This window comes from Thermosipho sp. (in: thermotogales), assembly GCF_020054775.1.
GTDB classification, from domain to species: Bacteria; Thermotogota; Thermotogae; order Thermotogales; family Fervidobacteriaceae; genus Thermosipho; species Thermosipho africanus.
In genome coordinates this window covers 1-17058 of record NZ_JAIHAP010000002.1, presented here as the reverse complement: position 1 = coordinate 17058, position 17058 = coordinate 1, and the positions used below count along the sequence as shown (strand labels likewise).

General features: G+C 30.9%; 16 protein-coding genes, 2 tRNA genes and 1 pseudogene. 14 read left to right on the top strand and 5 right to left on the bottom strand.

Annotated features, from left to right (window positions below; genetic code table 11):
- Nucleotide 1 precedes the first annotated feature (1 nt).
- The 6 genes from lipS2 to ltaE all read left to right on the top strand — a co-directional run bounded on the left by lipS2 (nt 2) and on the right by ltaE (nt 5000).
- A complete protein-coding gene (gene lipS2 / locus JG780_RS00795) occupies nt 2-895 on the top strand; it encodes a LipS2 family lipoyl synthase (protein WP_287568967.1) in 894 nt (297 codons plus the stop codon).
- Nucleotides 892-1458, top strand: coding sequence for a cysteine hydrolase family protein (locus JG780_RS00790; RefSeq protein WP_287568928.1), 567 nt, complete (start codon nt 892-894; stop codon nt 1456-1458). The genes lipS2 and JG780_RS00790 overlap by 4 nt, the downstream gene beginning before the upstream one ends.
- Nucleotides 1443-2231 (top strand): NAD(P)/FAD-dependent oxidoreductase, encoded by a 789-nt coding sequence (locus JG780_RS00785; protein WP_004103804.1) that lies wholly within the window; start codon nt 1443-1445, stop codon nt 2229-2231. The genes JG780_RS00790 and JG780_RS00785 overlap by 16 nt, the downstream gene beginning before the upstream one ends.
- On the top strand, nt 2228-3163 hold the full coding sequence (locus tag JG780_RS00780; protein ID WP_287568927.1) for a radical SAM family protein: 936 nt from the start codon (nt 2228-2230) through the stop codon (nt 3161-3163). Before JG780_RS00785 ends, JG780_RS00780 begins: the two co-directional genes overlap by 4 nt.
- A gap of 40 nt (nt 3164-3203) precedes the next feature.
- The gene (locus JG780_RS00775) at nt 3204-3890 is read left to right on the top strand and encodes a hypothetical protein (protein WP_004103800.1); all 687 of its coding nucleotides are present in this window, start codon (nt 3204-3206) and stop codon (nt 3888-3890) included.
- Between the two features lie 78 nt (nt 3891-3968).
- Nucleotides 3969-5000 carry a low-specificity L-threonine aldolase gene (gene ltaE, locus JG780_RS00770; RefSeq protein ID WP_287568926.1) on the top strand — a complete coding sequence of 344 codons (1032 nt, stop codon included), beginning with the start codon at nt 3969-3971 and terminating at the stop codon, nt 4998-5000.
- On the opposite strand, the gene JG780_RS00765 is transcribed toward ltaE, so the two are convergent.
- The 4 genes from JG780_RS00765 to JG780_RS00750 form a co-directional block, all read right to left on the bottom strand.
- The gene (locus tag JG780_RS00765; RefSeq protein ID WP_287568925.1) at nt 4984-6012 is read right to left on the bottom strand and encodes an aldose epimerase family protein; all 1029 of its coding nucleotides are present in this window, start codon (nt 6010-6012) and stop codon (nt 4984-4986) included. The genes ltaE and JG780_RS00765 overlap by 17 nt on opposite strands.
- Nucleotides 6013-6045: 33 nt before the next feature.
- On the bottom strand, nt 6046-6972 hold the full coding sequence (locus JG780_RS00760; RefSeq protein WP_287568924.1) for a magnesium transporter CorA family protein: 927 nt from the start codon (nt 6970-6972) through the stop codon (nt 6046-6048).
- Between the two features lie 133 nt (nt 6973-7105).
- Entirely contained in the window at nt 7106-7753 is a 648-nt protein-coding gene (locus tag JG780_RS00755) for a class II glutamine amidotransferase (RefSeq protein ID WP_287568923.1), read from the bottom strand.
- A 9-nt stretch (nt 7754-7762) separates the two neighbouring features.
- Nucleotides 7763-8239, bottom strand: a complete 477-nt coding sequence (locus JG780_RS00750) for a metallophosphoesterase (protein ID WP_287568922.1) — start codon at nt 8237-8239, stop codon at nt 7763-7765.
- A gap of 101 nt (nt 8240-8340) precedes the next feature.
- Here JG780_RS00750 and JG780_RS00745 point away from each other — a divergent pair, with 101 nt between their 5' ends.
- The 7 genes from JG780_RS00745 to JG780_RS00715 all read left to right on the top strand — a co-directional run bounded on the left by JG780_RS00745 (nt 8341) and on the right by JG780_RS00715 (nt 16366).
- Entirely contained in the window at nt 8341-10581 is a 2241-nt protein-coding gene (locus JG780_RS00745; RefSeq protein WP_287568921.1) for a DUF4350 domain-containing protein, read from the top strand.
- Nucleotides 10582-10662: 81 nt separating this feature from the next.
- Nucleotides 10663-13122 carry an ATP-dependent Clp protease ATP-binding subunit gene (locus JG780_RS00740; RefSeq protein WP_287568920.1) on the top strand — a complete coding sequence of 820 codons (2460 nt, stop codon included), beginning with the start codon at nt 10663-10665 and terminating at the stop codon, nt 13120-13122.
- Nucleotides 13115-14455: a DNA repair protein RadA gene (radA, locus tag JG780_RS00735; RefSeq protein ID WP_004103778.1), complete on the top strand. Its 1341-nt coding sequence runs from the start codon at nt 13115-13117 to the stop codon at nt 14453-14455. Before JG780_RS00740 ends, radA begins: the two co-directional genes overlap by 8 nt.
- Complete coding sequence (locus JG780_RS00730; RefSeq protein ID WP_004103777.1) at nt 14452-15318, top strand: DegV family protein; 867 nt, start codon at nt 14452-14454, stop codon at nt 15316-15318. The genes radA and JG780_RS00730 overlap by 4 nt, the downstream gene beginning before the upstream one ends.
- 24 nt (nt 15319-15342) lie before the next feature.
- The gene (locus tag JG780_RS00725) at nt 15343-16041 is read left to right on the top strand and encodes a queuosine precursor transporter (protein WP_004103776.1); all 699 of its coding nucleotides are present in this window, start codon (nt 15343-15345) and stop codon (nt 16039-16041) included.
- Nucleotides 16042-16133: 92 nt separating this feature from the next.
- Nucleotides 16134-16211 (top strand) — tRNA-Asp (locus tag JG780_RS00720).
- Between the two features lie 77 nt (nt 16212-16288).
- Nucleotides 16289-16366, top strand: a tRNA-Asp gene (locus JG780_RS00715).
- 62 nt (nt 16367-16428) lie between these two features.
- Here the strand turns inward: JG780_RS00715 and JG780_RS00710 are convergent.
- Nucleotides 16429-16866 carry a hypothetical protein gene (locus tag JG780_RS00710; RefSeq protein ID WP_004103775.1) on the bottom strand — a complete coding sequence of 146 codons (438 nt, stop codon included), beginning with the start codon at nt 16864-16866 and terminating at the stop codon, nt 16429-16431.
- Nucleotides 16867-16875: 9 nt separating this feature from the next.
- On the opposite strand from JG780_RS00710, the pseudogene tnpA reads away from it, so the two are divergent.
- Nucleotides 16876-17058, top strand: a pseudogene (gene tnpA / locus JG780_RS00705) (IS200/IS605 family transposase); the annotation flags it as partial.

The following is a 17058-nucleotide window of genomic DNA, read 5'->3' as shown; positions in this document are numbered from 1 at the left end:
TTTGGTTTTAAGAGCTTCATATGGAACTTTATCATTGCTTGGGCTTGTGAAAAATAGCAAAATTAAAATGGATACAGCTTATTTTATGCTTGATGGTCGCTGTATGTTTAATTGTGCATTTTGTGCACATGCAAGAGATGCAAGAACGGAAAATAAATTTCTTTCAAGAATAGTCTGGAAAGAAATTAGTGTTGATATGATTGAAAAACTTGATGTAAAAAGAATATGCCTTCAGGTTGTAAGCTATAAAGGTTACAAGGAAGATCTTGAAAATTTACTTTTAAAGCTAAATGGAAAGAAAGTTTCAGTTTCAGTAAGAGCTCTTTCGATGAAAGAAATAGATAAGTATTTTGAACTTGGAGCAGATGCAATAGGTTTGTCAGTTGATGTTGTAAACAAAGAATTATTTGAAAAAATACGAGGTGGAAAGTTTGAAAATACACTTGAATTAATTAAAAATGCAGCAAAAAAATATCCAGGGCATATTACTACTCATGTTATAGTAGGACTAGGTGAGACTGATAAAGAACTTATAGAATTTTTTTACATGATGAAAGAACTAAACGTATTAGTTGCCCTTTTTTCTTTTACTCCAATTAAAGGAACAGCTTTTGAAAATTTACCTTCACCAAGTATGGAAAGATACAGAAAAATTCAGTTGGCAAGGTATTTAATATTTGAAGAAGATGTCCCAAAAGATGTATTTGTTTTCAATAAAGAGCAGTTGGAAAAAATTAATTATCCTTTTAAGAATGGACTTGGAAAGGCATTTTTAACCTCAGGTTGTAGTCATTGTACAAGGCCGTATTATAACGAAAAACCTTCAAAAGAGCCTTACAATTATTTTGAATATGCTAACAATCTTGAAGAAATAGCAAAGAAGGTGCTTGAATGAATTTTTATAAAGAAAGAAAAAAGCATCCACTTGTTCTAAATGTGCCTGCATTGTTAATTGTTGATGTTCAAAGCTATTTTACTGATAGAGAAAGTTCTGCATATTTAGAAGGGATTGAAAATATATATGAAAATATAAAAAAACTTTCGGAAAGATTTTTGCAAAAAGCTTACCCTGTGATATCAACAATACACAAAGGTGGAGCTTTACAAATGCAGAGATGGTGGGGTAATAAAGTGGATGAAAAGTGGGCAAAACCTTATTTTAAGTCGAACGAATATGTGTATATAATAAAAGATACTTATGATGCTTTTTATAATACGTATCTTGAAAAAGTACTAAGGCTAAAAAATGTAACTGATATTATAATTACCGGAGTTATGACACACTTGTGTTGTGAGACAACTGCAAGAAGTGGTTTTGTAAGAAATTTTAATGTGGTAATGGTTGAAGATGCGCTTTGGGATAAAGATGAATTTTATCACTTTTTGTCTTTAAAATCTTTGGCACACGGTTTTGCACATATTTGTAAAACGGAGGAAGTATTGTGCAAGTTGGAATAGTTGGAGCGGGTCCTGCTGGAATTTCAGCTGCTGTTTTTTTGAAAAGATATGGTATAGATGTAGCATTGTTTGAAAAGAAAAGAATTGGTGGACTTATAAATAACGCATGGAGAGTTGAAAATATTCCATTTTTTCAGCCGTTACCTGGTAAAAAAATTGTTGAGAATATGAAATCATATTTGGAGCTTTATAACGTTAATATAATATTTGAAGAAGTGAAAGAGGTTTATGATAAAAGGATTATAACTGAAAAAGATATGTATTATTTTGATTATATAATTGTTGCATCAGGAACGGTTCCAAACAGAATTGAAGAATTAGAAGGAGAAAGAGTATACTATGAATTTTTGGATTTACCGGAAAAAATTGAATCACTTGCAATATATGGTGCGGGCGATGTAGCTTTTGATGGAGCAATACAAGCAAAAATTTTAAGGAAAAATGTTCATATTTTTAATAGATCAAACAGGATAAAAGCTCTTTCACGACTTGTTAATATTGCAAGTAGTTTGGGTGTAATATATCATGAAAGTGAGCCAATACAAGTTGTACAAAACAAAGAAAATTATGTAATAATACATACAAAAAAGTCTGTATACAAATTTGATGCTTTACTACTTGCAACAGGTAGAAAAGTAGATTTATCATTTTTAAAAACTGATAAAGTATTTTTAATAGGTGATGTTGCTCATCCAAATTTTAGACAGGCTTCGATAGCCATGGGAGATGGTATAAAAATTGCAATGAAAATCATCGGGGAGGGAAAGGTGTGAAAATTTTAGAAAAATTTGGAAAAGAAGAAATAGCATATGTTTATTTAGGAGAAACCTCAAGAGGAAATTTGGTTGAATTTGTTGAATCTATTCAACCACCTATTCCAAGAGATGAAAAATGGGTTTTAATTGTCTCAACGTTGAATGGTTGCCCAGTGCAATGTATGATGTGCGATGCAGGAGGTTTTTATAAAGGAAAGCTTACAAAAGAAGAGATTTTAGAACAAATTCTATACCTTGTAAATACAAGGTATAGTAAAAAAGTCCCGGTTAAAAAATTTAAGATTCAATTTGCACGTATGGGAGAACCGGCTTTAAATAATGAAGTTTTAGAAGTTTTAAAAGAGTTGCCTGAAATTTTGGACGCACCTGGCCTCTTACCATCAATTTCAACAGTTGCTCCAATTGGAACCGATGATTTTTTTGAAGAATTGTATGAAATAAAAGAAAAATTTTATAGAAATAGATTTCAATTACAATTTTCAATACATAGTACAGATGAAAAGCAAAGAGATAAAATAATTCCTATTAAAAAATGGAATTTTGAAAAGATAGCATTGTATGGAGAAAAATTTGTTAGAGAAGGAGATAGAAAAGTAACACTTAATTTTGCACTTGCAAGAGAAAATATAGTTGATTCTAAAGTTATAAAAAGCTACTTTTCACCGGAAAAGTTTTTAATTAAGATTACACCTGTTAACCCGACATATTCAGCAATTAAAAATGGATTACATTCTGATATTGATTTAAATAATTTTATGCCAGTTAATCACAAGAATTTTGTGGAAAAATTAAAAGAATATGGTTATGATGTATTAATCAGCATAGGAGAATTGGAAGAGAATAATATAGGGAGTAATTGTGGGCAATATGTTCAAAAACATTTATTGGAAAAACAAAAGATTGATAATGCGTATAATTTTGTAAAATAAAAAAATATTTATGGTATAATATGTCTAGGGAGGTGATTATATGGGAGAAAATAACATTTTAATGTGGGTAGGAGTAGGTGTATTAGCAGTTGCTTTGGTTGTTGGTGTAGTTTTCCTTATCATGCCTAAAGATCAGTATATTACAGCACAAGGAATTAAGATTTGGAAACTTCCAAAAGAGGCAGAAAATGTTCAGATTAATTATTCTCAAGAGGCAAAAGTAGCTCAGCTTGCAAGAGAAGGAAGGCTTTTCTTATTTGAAGGAGTAAATGTTGGTGGCGGAGTAAATATGACAATTGCTGAAAATGCTGCAAGAACACAAGCATTAGGAAAAATTGCAGAGTTTTTAAATGCAAAGGTAGAAACTTTCAGAAAAGTTGTTGAAGGACAACTTCAGAGTGTTCAAACAAATTCCGGAAATGAAGAAAACAATCAACAATTGGTAGAAGCTGCTGTGTCAGCATATAAAGGAATTACCAAGGTTATGGCGGAGGCTATAGTAAGTGGTGCTTTAAAATATGCAAGTTGGGAAGTAAGAAAAGGAAATGTTGTAGAGCTTCATGTTCTTTATTTCTATGATCCTACAAACTTACTTTCTATACTTGAATCTCAAGCACTTGTAAGTGATTCTGTGAAAAAATTGGGTAAGCAGGGCGTTGACTTCTTTAAAGCATTAAATTCAGTATTAGATGAAGCATCAAAAGGAACTCCTCTTGCTGGTGAATAATTAATGAAGATCTGATATTAAAGGGGCTGAATTTTTTCAGCCCCTTTTTTGTTATAATTGTAGCTGGAGGTGAAATATATGGAGTTTATTGATTTGAGAAGTGATACTGTGACAAAGCCAACTGATGAAATGAGAAGAGCAATGGCTTATGCAGAAGTTGGTGATGATGTATATGGTGACGATCCTACAGTAAATAAACTTGAAAAACTTGCAGCTGAAATATTAGGAAAAGAAGCTGCATTATTTGTTCCAAGTGGAACATTCGCAAATCAACTAGCGCTTTTTACGCATTGTAATAGAGGCGATGAAGTAATAATTGGTGATGATTACCATATTGTTCAGCATGAAGCAGGTGCTGCAGGAATAATATCAGGAGTACAGCTTAGAACAATAGAAACGGATAGAGGAGCATTAATTCCAGAAGTAGTTGAAAAAAAGATAAGAAAAGTAGAAGATATTCATTATCCTAAAACAGGTCTTATTTGTCTTGAGAATGCACATTCTAATGGAAGGGTGATTAAACTTGAAAATTATGAAAAAATAAGAAATATTGCAGAGAAATATAAAGTTCCAATTCATCTTGATGGAGCGAGAATATTTAATGCTGCAACGTTTTTAAAAATTCAAGCAAGTGAAATTGCAAAATATGCTGATTCTGTAAGTTTTTGCCTTTCAAAAGGTTTATGTGCACCTGTTGGATCACTACTTGTTGGGGAAAAAGAATTTATTGAGAAGGCAAGAAAGAAAAGAAAAATAATGGGGGGAGGATTAAGACAAGCTGGAATTTTAGCAGCGGCAGGGATTATTGCTCTTGAAAAGATGATATTTAGACTAGAAGAAGACCATGAAAATGCAAAGTATCTTGCACAAAAGCTTTTAAATTTTGATTTTATTGAGATTGTAGAAGATGTAGAAATTAATATGGTATTTTTCAAGATAAATAAGCAATTTGAAGAGGAAGACTTTGTTAAGTACCTGTTTGAAAATGGTATAAAAATAAATCCGTCTGATGACGGAATATTTAGGTTTGTTACACATTATTGGATAAAAAAGAAGGATATTGACTATGTAATAGAAAAAATGGAGAAATATTTTACTGCTCAACAGTAAATTTAAATGTTGTTTTGTGGTAATAAATATCACCTTTTTTTAGTATTACATTTGGAAAGTTTTTTTTGTTTGGTGAGTCAGGGAAATATTGTGTTTCAAGGCAAAGTCCGGAATGTTTTTTATATACATTTCCGGACTTTCCAATAATATTGTCAAGGAAATTTCCCGTGTATAATTGGATTCCTGGTTTTGTTGTTGATACTTCCAATTTTATTCCGGTTTCTAAAGAAGAAACTACTGCGGCAATTTTTGACTTGTTTAATACGAAATTTACATCATAATCAATTTTTTCTAGCATTTTTCCTAGATTTTTTGGTTGTTTAAAATCATAGGGTGTATTTTCTACAGGCACAATTTCGCCTGTAGGTACCAAATTTTCATCTACTGGAGTGTATAAATCTGCATTTATTTGAATTTTGTGGTCATAAATACATCCTTTTCCTGATAAATTAAAATAACTATGCTGTGTTAAATTAACAACTGTAGGTTTGTCGGTTTGTGCAATATATTCGATAATAAGTTCATTGTTATTTGTTAGTGTGTATATTACATTGACTAGCAAATTCCCCGGAAAGCCTTCTTCGCCATCATGGCTTAGATATTTTAGATTTAATTTTGGACCATATGGAGTAATTTCAGTAGATGTTTTAAAGATTTTAGTATGAAAACCCCCTATCCCCCCATGTAAAGAATTTTTACCATCGTTTAGTGCAAGCTGGTATATTGTATCATCAATTTTAAATTGTCCATTTTTTATTCTATTTGCATATCTTCCAATAACTGCACCAAAATAATATTTATGATTTAGTTTTTCGTATTCTTCTAAACTATCAAAACCTAAGACAACATCAACATATTTTCCAAACTTATCTTTAACCCATATGTTAGTAATTATTCCTCCAAAGTTTAAGGCTTTTACAATCATTCCATTTTTATTTTCCAGTGTATATTGAAACACAGGAGTTTCTATTTGTGTTTTTCCAAATAATTCTTTAGTAATTTTTCCAAACATAAATATTTCTCCTTTTAGTAGATTTATTTATAATTATAACCATTTTTTTCTTTTAAACCAAGCAAGTGTCAAAAGTATAGTTCCAATAGACCAAAAAATTATATGTACATAAGCTATTGGATTGTTTTGAAGGGGTAATTTTACGTTCATACCGTAAAAGCTTGTTATTATTGTTGGAACTTGTATTAGTATTGTAACTACAGTGAGAATTTTCATCACTATATTTAAGTTATTTGAAATAACCGAAGCATATGAATCCATCATACCAGCAAGGATATCACTATATATATTTGAAACTTCTATTGCTTGCCTATTTTCGATTATTGCATCCTCTAATACATCTTTATCTTCTTCGTATATTTTTATTATGTTACCTCGCAGAAGCTTTTCCATCATTATTTCGTTTGAACGGAGTGAAGTTGTAAAATAAACAAGGCTTTTTTCAAGGTACATCATTTCTTCAAGTTCTTTATTTTTCATAGATCTATGAAGTTCTTCTTCTATTATACTAATAGTTTTATTTACTTCCTTTAAATATGAAAGAAAAACTTTTGCATTTAAAAGGAATATCTGAAATATCATTCTACTCTTTTTATTAATGTCAAATTTATTATTTTCAATCATATAATCAATAAAGTCCACAGGTTCTTTACTGGAAAAGATAGTGTAATTTTTCCCAATAATTACCCCCATCGAAACTGTTCTATATGGTATTTTTGAATTACCATTAAATTTTTTGGGAATTTTTAAAATTATAAGTACAGTATCGTCATCTAATTCTATACGAGCCCTTTCGTCATCATCGAGGGAGTCATATATAAAATCAGGATCAAATTGGAGAAGACTTGAAAGCATGTGAATTTCATCAGCGGAAGGGTCAATTACCTTAATAAGGGAATTTGGAACGAATTTTTCTACTTCCACAATTTTATTTTCTTGCATTGTGTAAAATTTTACCATTTTTTCTACCTCCTTATATTAAACTACGGTGGTCTAGATAAAGGTTCATCTGAGTATCTACTAAAACTGTCACTACTCATTTCTTTTTCACCTCCTAAATTTTACTTCCTTAATTATACCACTTTTATGTATTTTAAATAATAACATCTTTGAAAATTAATTTTCCATTTTCAAAAATTAAAAGTTCGCCTTTTTTAACCATTTTAAAATCTAAGCCTAATTTTTCAGATGAAATTATATTTTTAGAATACCACATAGTATAGTAATCAGGATCACTATTAAAATAACAAAATGCATATAGCTTTTTTCTTTTGATCATCAAAAAGTTGATGCCAGTAAATTCATTTTCTTTAATAAATTTTTTCAATCTTTTAGAAAGATCATGTAGATCTTTGAAATCTTTTACTATTAAGAAATATTCATAGCTATCGCTTTCAAAGATATTATTTCTTTTTAATGAGTGTATCGTTCCGTTATGACAGAAAGCTGTGCCGTTTTCATCAACAAATGGGTGTATCTGAAGAAAACCAATTGGATAACTTGGAGAAGCTTTTCTTGCGTGAATTATACCAATCTTTAGTCTAGGAAAAGAGATATCTTTTTCATAAATTGGTTCTTCAAATTTGTGGTACAATACCTCATTACTTTCAGTAAGTGCGTAAATTCCAAAGCCATGTGAATGAGGGCTTTTTAAGCCATTTTTCGCCATGTTTTGTAATTCTTTAAATAGATAATTAATTGGTTTATCATTTTCAAATGAAAATCCGAGCATTCTACACATATAAATGCCTCAAAGATATAGAATTTCCCATTTTTTATTTTTTGGTTCTAAAAGTATTATACTTGATTTTCCAGTTAACCATCCTGAAGATTCACCGGGATTAATTATTAAAGTTTTTTCTGTTTGTTCAGTATATATTTCATGTGTGTGTCCGAAAAATATAAAATCATACAAGTTACTTGATTTTGCTGCTTCTAACGCAAAAGGTTCATGCATCATTAAAATTCTATAATTATCTATTGTAAGATCGCGTGGTCCAACTTTTATTTTTCCGTTTGATCTCTGTGTTAAAAGAAGTCTTTCACCATCATTGTTACCAAATACTCCATAAAATTCTATTTCTTCTTTTACAAAATATGGTAAAATAAACGGAGCTACAAAATCACCACAATGAAATATCTTTTTTATGTTATTTTTAATTATCATTCTTTCTATTTCTTTAGCTTTGTGTAAGTTATCGTGAGAATCACTTAAAATTAGCCACATTTTATCACCTCCCTAACTAAATAATTTTAACATATATTCTTTTAAAAAAACAGAAGTTAGGTTATAATAATTTATAGAGAAAATTTTGGAGGTGTTTTTTTATGAAAAAGTGGATTTCTATTTTAGCAATTTTAGTGACGTTTTTAACATTTGCAAATATTTATTATGGAAATTTACATTCACATACTTCTTATTCTGATGGAAAACTTTATCCGGAAGATGCGTATAGTTACGCAAAAAATTATGTAGATGTGCAAGCAGTAACAGATCATGCATATTATTTTGAGCAACTTATAAATGGTAAAACTAAAACTTACTTAACAAAGCTTGCTGCTGAAAAGGCAACTGTTGAAGGAGAATTTATAGCTCTTCAAGGTTTTGAATGGACTTCTGGAATAGGTCATATAAATGTGTATGAATCGTTGCAATGGGTAGACAGAAACAACGTAAGTTCAATGGAAGGTTTCTATAAGTGGATTGTTGAGCATAAAAAGCTTGGACAATTTAACCATCCAATTTCTGTATTTGGCACCTTTAATGATTTTGAATATTATCCTCAAGCTGATTTATATATGAATTTAATTGAAGTTGGAAATGGTAATTGGAAGGCTGGTGATGTAATAAATGATGAAATGCTTAAAAATTACAGGGTAGCACTTAACAAAGGTTGGCATCTTGGTGCAACAGTTGGTCAGGATAATCATAAGCCCAACTGGGGTAGTGCAAATGAAGGAAGAACAGGGATAATTGCTCAATATTTAAGCTATGATGATATAATGAGTGCATTATGGTCAAGGCATACATTTGGAACCGAGGATAAAGATGTTAAAGTTAGTTTTAGTTATGGAAATTATATAATGGGAGATATTGTTAAAGAACCTGTTAAAAAGGTAACTTTGCACTTTGAGTATAAAGACTACGACAATATAGATTATTTTGCGTTAATTTCTCAAAGTGGAACAGTAGTTGAAGCATATCCAAGAAGTGATTCTTATTCAACCAATATTACAGTTGAAATTCCTGATGGATATGAATGGTATTACTGTTACATTAAACAAAGTGATTCTGATGAAATAGTTACTTCTCCAATCTGGTTTCAAAAAGAAAGTTCTATTTATGTTAATAATGTAAAGTATAACAACAATGTTATTTTATTTGATATTTATAATGTTACTAGTGAAAATGTAGAAGCTGATCTGAAAATTGTTGATAATGATCGCGTAGTTACAACTAAGCAGGTAAGTTTTAAACCATATGAGATAAAGTCTTTATCTGTAGATTTAGGAAAATTATCATCAGGAGATCACCTTATCAAATTTTTAGTGAATAATGTATTTGTTCAATCACACAAAATATTTGTAAAGTCATACAAAAAGGCTGTAATGATTGACATACTTCATGAAAATGATTATATGGTTGAATTAAAGAAATTTGGTCAATTTTTATCTGAAAATGGTTATAGGGTTTTGTACTCAAAGAGAATGCTAACCAATCTAAAAGATGTTGACGTATTGATTATTTCTACTCCAAAAGTTGATGGATTTGATTTTTCAAAGGATTTATTAGCTCCTGAAATTAAAGCTTTAAGCGAATTTGATGGAGAAATTATAATAATACCAGGTAGTGATGAAACATACCTTGATCTTTACAAACAAAAAATTAATGGTAAAGTTATTGAACTTGAAGCTTTATATGAAATGTTTGGATATGCTAAGAAGAAATCAGTAAATAAAATAATAATTGATATAGGACATATGAACGATTATGGCACAACAAAACTTACGAAGCTTGAAAATTTTGTAAAATCACTTGGACTAGAAATTAGTTATGCTAATAAACTGGAAGAAATAGATGGAGATGTGTTAATTATTCAAAATGGTAAGGGATATAGTGAAAAAGAGGTAGAAAGTATTGTAGACTTTGTAAAGAAAGGTGGAAAACTTATAATAACAAGCAAAAGTGATTATAGAAACGGTGGAAACACTCAAGAACTTAATTACATACTTGAAAAACTAGGGCTGGGTACTAAATTTAATGATGATCAAGTTGTTGATGAAGTAAACAATTATGGTGCAAGATACAAGATTCTTGTAAATGGTGTGAGACTCTATAGCCCATGCTCATTAATAGTTGGAGAAAGTGCAAAAGTATTGCTAGAATCTGAAACTGCAAAGAATGAAGATAGTGATGGAAATGGTGATGCTATACAGGTTGATAAAATAGTTTTGGGTGTTGAAGAGCAATCAGGATTGGGCAAAGTAATAATTTTAGGAAAGTCAATATTTTCAGATTACGATTTTGACTATAACAAGGAGTTTATTTCAAATATAATATTAAATTAATAAAAATTGATATTTTAGTGTTTATAAGGTATAATAGAAACAGAAGTAATTTGTCGCGGACAGAAAGGGTGGTGAAAATATATGTTTGACAAGTTTTCTGAAGAGTCCGCAGAAGTTTTTGTAATGGCTCAAGAAGAGGCAAAAGAGCTAGGACATTCATATGTTGGTACAGAGCATCTACTTTTGGCTATTTTGAAAATTAATGATAATAAGATAAAGTCAATACTTGAAAATTATGGAATTACTTATACAAAAATTAGAAACGAGGTAATTTCTATTGTAGGTATGGGAATGCGAGGATTTATAATGTCACCTCAGATGACACCCAGAGCCAAAAGGGTAACGGAGTTAGCATATGAAGAAGCAAAGAGTCTTGGTGAAAATAAAATAAAGCCTATTCATTTATTTTTAGGAATTTTAAGAGAAGGTGAAGGAATAGCAGTTCATATTTTAAGGAAAATGGGAATTGATGTTCAGATGTTAAGAAGGGAGTTGTCAGGAGATATGCCTGAAGAGGATTTAGCTGATTTTACAGATTTTGATGAGGAAATAGTGACGCGTGCAAGACAATTGGAAGGTTTTGGAATTAATTTAACTGCACAAGCGATAAAAGGTGAACTTGACCCAGTTATTGGAAGAGAAAGTGAAATAGAACGTGTAATGCAAGTTTTAGTTAGGAGAAAGAAAAATAATCCAGTATTAATAGGTGATCCTGGCGTTGGTAAGTCTGCGATTGTTGAGGGACTTGCTCAAAAAATTGTAAACGGTGAAGTTCCAGAACCTTTAAAAGGAAAGACTATTTTTTCATTGGATGTGGCTTCTCTTGTTGCTGGGACAAAGTACCGTGGCGAGTTTGAAAAAAGGATGAAAAAGCTACTTCAAGTATTAAAAAATCAAAAAGATATTATACTTTTCATTGATGAGATACATATGATTGTTGGTGCAGGTTCAGCTGAAGGAGCAGTTGATGCTGCAAATATTTTAAAACCAGCGCTTGCACGTGGAGAGATAAAATGTATAGGCGCTACAACACCTGATGAATATAGAAAGTTTATTGAAAAAGATGCAGCATTAGAAAGAAGATTTCAAAAGATATATGTTCAAGAACCGACACCTGAGATGACTATTAGAATTTTACAGGGTTTAAAACCAAAATATGAAAAACATCATAAAGTAAAATACACTGATGAAGCTTTAGAAGCAGCTGTATATTTGTCACAAAGATATATAAGTGATCATTTCTTGCCGGATAAAGCGATAGATGTGATAGATGAGGCTGGTGCAAGAGCAAGACTGAAAGCATTCGTTATGCCAAAGGAATTATTGAATTTTAAAGAAAAGATTGAAGATATAAAGTTGAAAAAAGAAATTGCTGCAGCAAATCAAGAATATGAAAAAGCAGCTAAATTAAAAGAAGAAGAGAATGAGTTAAAAGAGGAATTTAATATTAGATACAATGAGTGGAAAAAGAATGTTGAAACTAGTGTTGTGGTTGTAGGTGTTGAGGAGATAGAGGAAGTAGTTTCAAATTGGACAGGTATTCCACTTAAGAAGCTTGAAGAAGGAGAAAGTGAAAAATTGTTGAAGCTTGAAGATGCGCTTCATAATAGGGTAGTTGGTCAGGAAGAAGCAGTGAGAGCTATTGCTAGATCCATTAGAAGAGCAAGGAGTGGTTTAAAAGATCCTAGAAGACCTGTAGGTGTGTTTTTATTCCTTGGTCCAACTGGAGTTGGAAAGACTGAGCTTGCAAAGACACTTGCTGAGTATCTTTTTGGTGATGAAAAAGCACTTATTAGATTTGACATGAGCGAATATATGGAAAAATTCTCGGTTTCTAGATTGATTGGAGCGCCTCCAGGATATGTTGGATACGAAGAGGGTGGTGCTCTTACCGAAAGAGTAAGAAGAAGACCTTTCTCAGTAATTTTGTTTGATGAAATTGAAAAGGCACATCCAGATGTCTTTAATCTTTTATTACAGATTATGGATGATGGAAGGTTAACCGATTCTCAAGGCCATGTTGTTGACTTTAGAAATACAATTATAATAATGACGAGTAATATTGGTGGTACTCAAATTGTTTCTGGAAAAAGATCCTTAGGATTTGTGGATAGTAAAGATAATAATGTCGAATTTAAGGAAATGAAAGAAAAGGTTATTGAAGAAGTAAAGAAAACTTTTAGACCGGAATTTTTGAACAGAATAGACGAAGTAGTTGTATTCCATAAACTTACAGAGGACCATATTAGGAAAATAATAGAAATACTTTTAAAGGATATCAGAAAAAGACTTTCTGAGAAAGGTATTTCACTTGAGTTAAGTAAAAGTGCAAAAGACTTTTTAGTACAAGAAGGTTACGATCCCGCATATGGAGCAAGACCTTTAAAACGTGCAATTCAAAGGCATATAGAAGATCCTTTATCGGAAGAATTGTTGAAAGGTAAGTTTAAAGAGAATGACACAATTGTCTGTAGTTATGAAAATGGAAAGATAGTATTTAAAAAGAAAAGACAGAGAAAAGTAAAGGTGAAAAATGACTAAGAAAAAAACAGTTTATGTTTGTGATAATTGTGGTTATGAATCTTTAAAGTGGTTTGGAAAATGTCCTTCATGTGGTGCATGGGACAGTGCGAAAGAGATTAAAGTTAGTGAAGATGAAAAGAAAAATGCGGGTTTAAGTTCCCGCATTTTTTTGCTTGATGATAGTTTAAAAATTGATGAAAATAAAAGGTTAAAGTCAAATGATCCAGAGATTGATAAGTTGTTTGGTGGAGGTATTGTCTCTGGTCAGGTTATACTACTTGGTGGTGAACCAGGAGTTGGAAAAAGTACACTTTCATTGCAATTATGTAAGATGCTTTCAAAACATGGGAAAGTACTTTATGTAAGTGGTGAAGAAAGTATCGAGCAAATTGGCTTAAGATCAAAAAGACTAAATATTAGTGACTCAAATCTTTATGTTACAACAGAAAATGAAATAGAGTCAATCTTTGTTGCTATTAATCAGTTAAATCCTTCTTTTATAGTTTTTGATTCAATACAGACTATATTTTCAAATAGTGTAGATGGAGTACCTGGCGGGATTTTGCAGATTAAAACAGTAGTAGAAAAGATAAGAAAATTATCAAAAGAAAAAGGTATACCTTCACTTTTAGTTGCTCACGTGAATAAAGAGGGAAATATTGCCGGTCCAAAGTTAGTTGAGCACGTCGTTGATACAGTTATTTATTTTGAAGGAGAAAAAAATACAGACTTTAGAATTTTAAGGGTTTTAAAAAATAGATTTGGTCCAAGTGGAGAGTTAGCAATTTTTCAAATGTTAGAGGAAGGACTAATTCCTTTGAAGGATAGAGTGTTTATTGAGGAAAGTAATATGCCAGGAAATGTTATTTCATGTGTGTTTGAAGGTACAAGGCCTATTCTTGTCCAAATTCAAAGTCTTGTATCAAGAGATAAAATTGCTACAGCCCGAAGAATAGCTCATGGTATTGATGTTAGAAAATTGATTATTTTAGGTGCTGTAATTGCAAAACACCTTAATTTACCAATTGATTCTCATGATTTATATTTAAATGTATCTGGTGGATTAAAAATCACAGATCCAGCAAGTGATCTAGCTATTGCATCATCTATTTTATCTTCATTGTATAACACTTTCTTAGGAAAGGTCGTGATAATAGGGGAAGTGGGATTAGATGGAAGTGTTAGAAGAGTAAGAAATATTAAAAAAAGAATTGAAAATGCAAAAAAGTCTGGTTATGATAGATTTATAATACCAAATGTTGAAGATATAAACGGGGAAAATATTGTAAAAGTTTCTTCATTAAAACAATTAAATAGAATAATTCTAGGTTCAAAGGAGGAGTTAATATGAAAACAAAAATTATTGTTGATAGTACATCGGATATTCCAGTATCGTGGATTGAAAAATACGATATTGATGTTGTCCCACTCTATGTAAATTGGCCAGATGGCAGTAGTGAACCTGATAATGTTAGAGATGAGGAAAGCTTAAAAGAATTTTATGAAAGACTTTCAAAAGCAGAAGAGTTACCAAAAACCTCACAACCTTCAATTTTGGATTTTCAGAATGCATATAAAAGAGCTATAGAAGATGGGTATGATAGCGTTTTGGTTTTAACAATCTCTACTAAAATGTCTGGAACTTTTAATTCTGCAAGACTTGCAGCAGAGTCTTTTGATATTCCAATTGAAATTGTTGATACAAAAATGGCTTCTTCAATAATTTCTAACATGGCAAAGTATGCCAGAGAATTGCTTAATTCTGGAATGAGCCTTGAAGAAGTTGCGAAAAAGGTAAGGGAAGAAAGAGAAAATAAAAGATTTCATGCTATATTTTTTGTTTCCGATTTTGATTTTCTGGCCAAAGGTGGAAGAGTAAGTAAATTTACAGGTTTTGTTGGTAATTTGTTGAAGATAAAAGTTGGAATTTATATAAATGAAGAAGGAGAAATGATTCCTTTTGATAAAACAAGAGGATATAAAAAGGCATATAGTATGATTTTATCAAAAATGGAAGAGGAAGGAATAAAAATTGGTCAAAAAATAGGTTTGATAGGTATTCATTGCAATGGAAAAGAGCATATTGATGAAATGATGAAATTGATTAAGGAAAGGTATGAAGTTGAATATTTTGATTATTCTAATACTGGTAAAGTAATATCTACACATGTTGGGATCGGAATGGCAGGTTTTGGTATAGAAATTATTAGATAGAAAATTAAAAAGGAGGAATCTGCTGTGACAAACGAAGTACTCTGGTTTTTGCTGATGCTTGTAAACTTTGGAGGTATTTTGCTATTTTACAGGCTAATGGGTAAAACTGGCCTGTATATTTGGACTGCTATTGCTACTATTATTGCAAATATTCAAGTGTTAAAGACGGTAGAGTTATTTGGATTCGTTGCAACTTTAGGAAACATAGTTTATGGAACAACCTTTTTAGTAACTGATATTTTATCAGAAAATTATGGAAAAAAAGATGCAAGGAAAGCTGTATATGTTGGATTTTGGAGTCTTATAGTTATGACTGTTATGATGCAATTAGCTCTTTATTTTAAACCAGATCAATCAGATTTTGCACAGGGTGCTCTTGAAACTATTTTTTCAATAATGCCAAGGATTGTAATAGCATCATTAACTGCATATTGGTTATCACAGCTTCATGATATTTGGGCATATCATCTATGGAAAAATAAGTTACCACAGCTTAAATTTTTGTGGGTAAGAAACAACTTATCAACTATGGTTTCACAATTTATAGATAGTTTTGTATTTTGTTTTATAGCATTCTGGGGTGTATATGAATTAAACGTTTTTTGGAGTATATTATGGACCACTTACTTTTTTAAATGGATTGTTGCAGCAGCTGATACGCCGTTTTTATATTTTGCAAAATATTTGCATGATAAAAACAAGATTAATGAATTAGTAAAGTAATTGGTTTGTTTTTACAGAAATTTAACTCGTTTTAGTGTTGACAAATGCATGTGTTTATGGCAAAATAAATAACGGTCTTTGTCATTAAGATTGGGGACGTGGTGAAGCCTGGTTATCACGCCGGTCTGTCACACCGGTGGCCGCGGGTTCAAATCCCGTCGTCCCCGCCAGTTAAATAAAATGTAGCCGATAAGGCGATTGACAAGATTATATAAATATGGTAAAATATTAATTGATGACTAGAGTTGGGGACGTGGTGAAGCCTGGTTATCACGCCGGTCTGTCACACCGGTGGCCGCGGGTTCAAATCCCGTCGTCCCCGCCAAGGCAAGAGGATAGCAAAGAGCTATCCTCTTTGTTTTTTTATATAAAACATAATAATTATATCTAATGTTCTTTTTTTGAAAGTATTTCTATATTTAATTTCCAAATATATTCTGTTGGTGATTTACAAAAGTTTTTATATTTTAAAGCACCTGATTCAAATAATATATATAATGAATTATCAATTTTTGATATTCCTTCTGACATAGGTAAAATATTTATTGTTTTTTCTGGAACGTCTAAAAACCAAACGGGAATATTATTTATTTTTTTGTGTGATTGTTTGTTTAACATATTAGGATAAAATTCCAATTTTGAATTATTATTTATTCCGTATGATCTACTTAAAATTATATAATATTCAGTAAATTCTACATCTTGTACAATATTTGGTGAAGCTAAAATATATTTAAGAGAAGAAATATTTTCATTTTTATCGAAATAAAAGCAAAGAAGACTCCATCTTCTATAATATGGAAATGAATTTGCATATTTGTGCATAATATGCTATATGGTATTAAATTACAAGAGTGGAATCATGATAAAGACCATATTCATGTGCTGTTTTCTGCACAGCCAAATTCACAGCTATCGAAATTCATAAATGCATATAAAAGCACTTCATCTAGACTAGTAAAAAAGAAATTTCCACAAATAAAAAGTAAGCTTTGGAAATCGGCTTTTTGGTCTAAA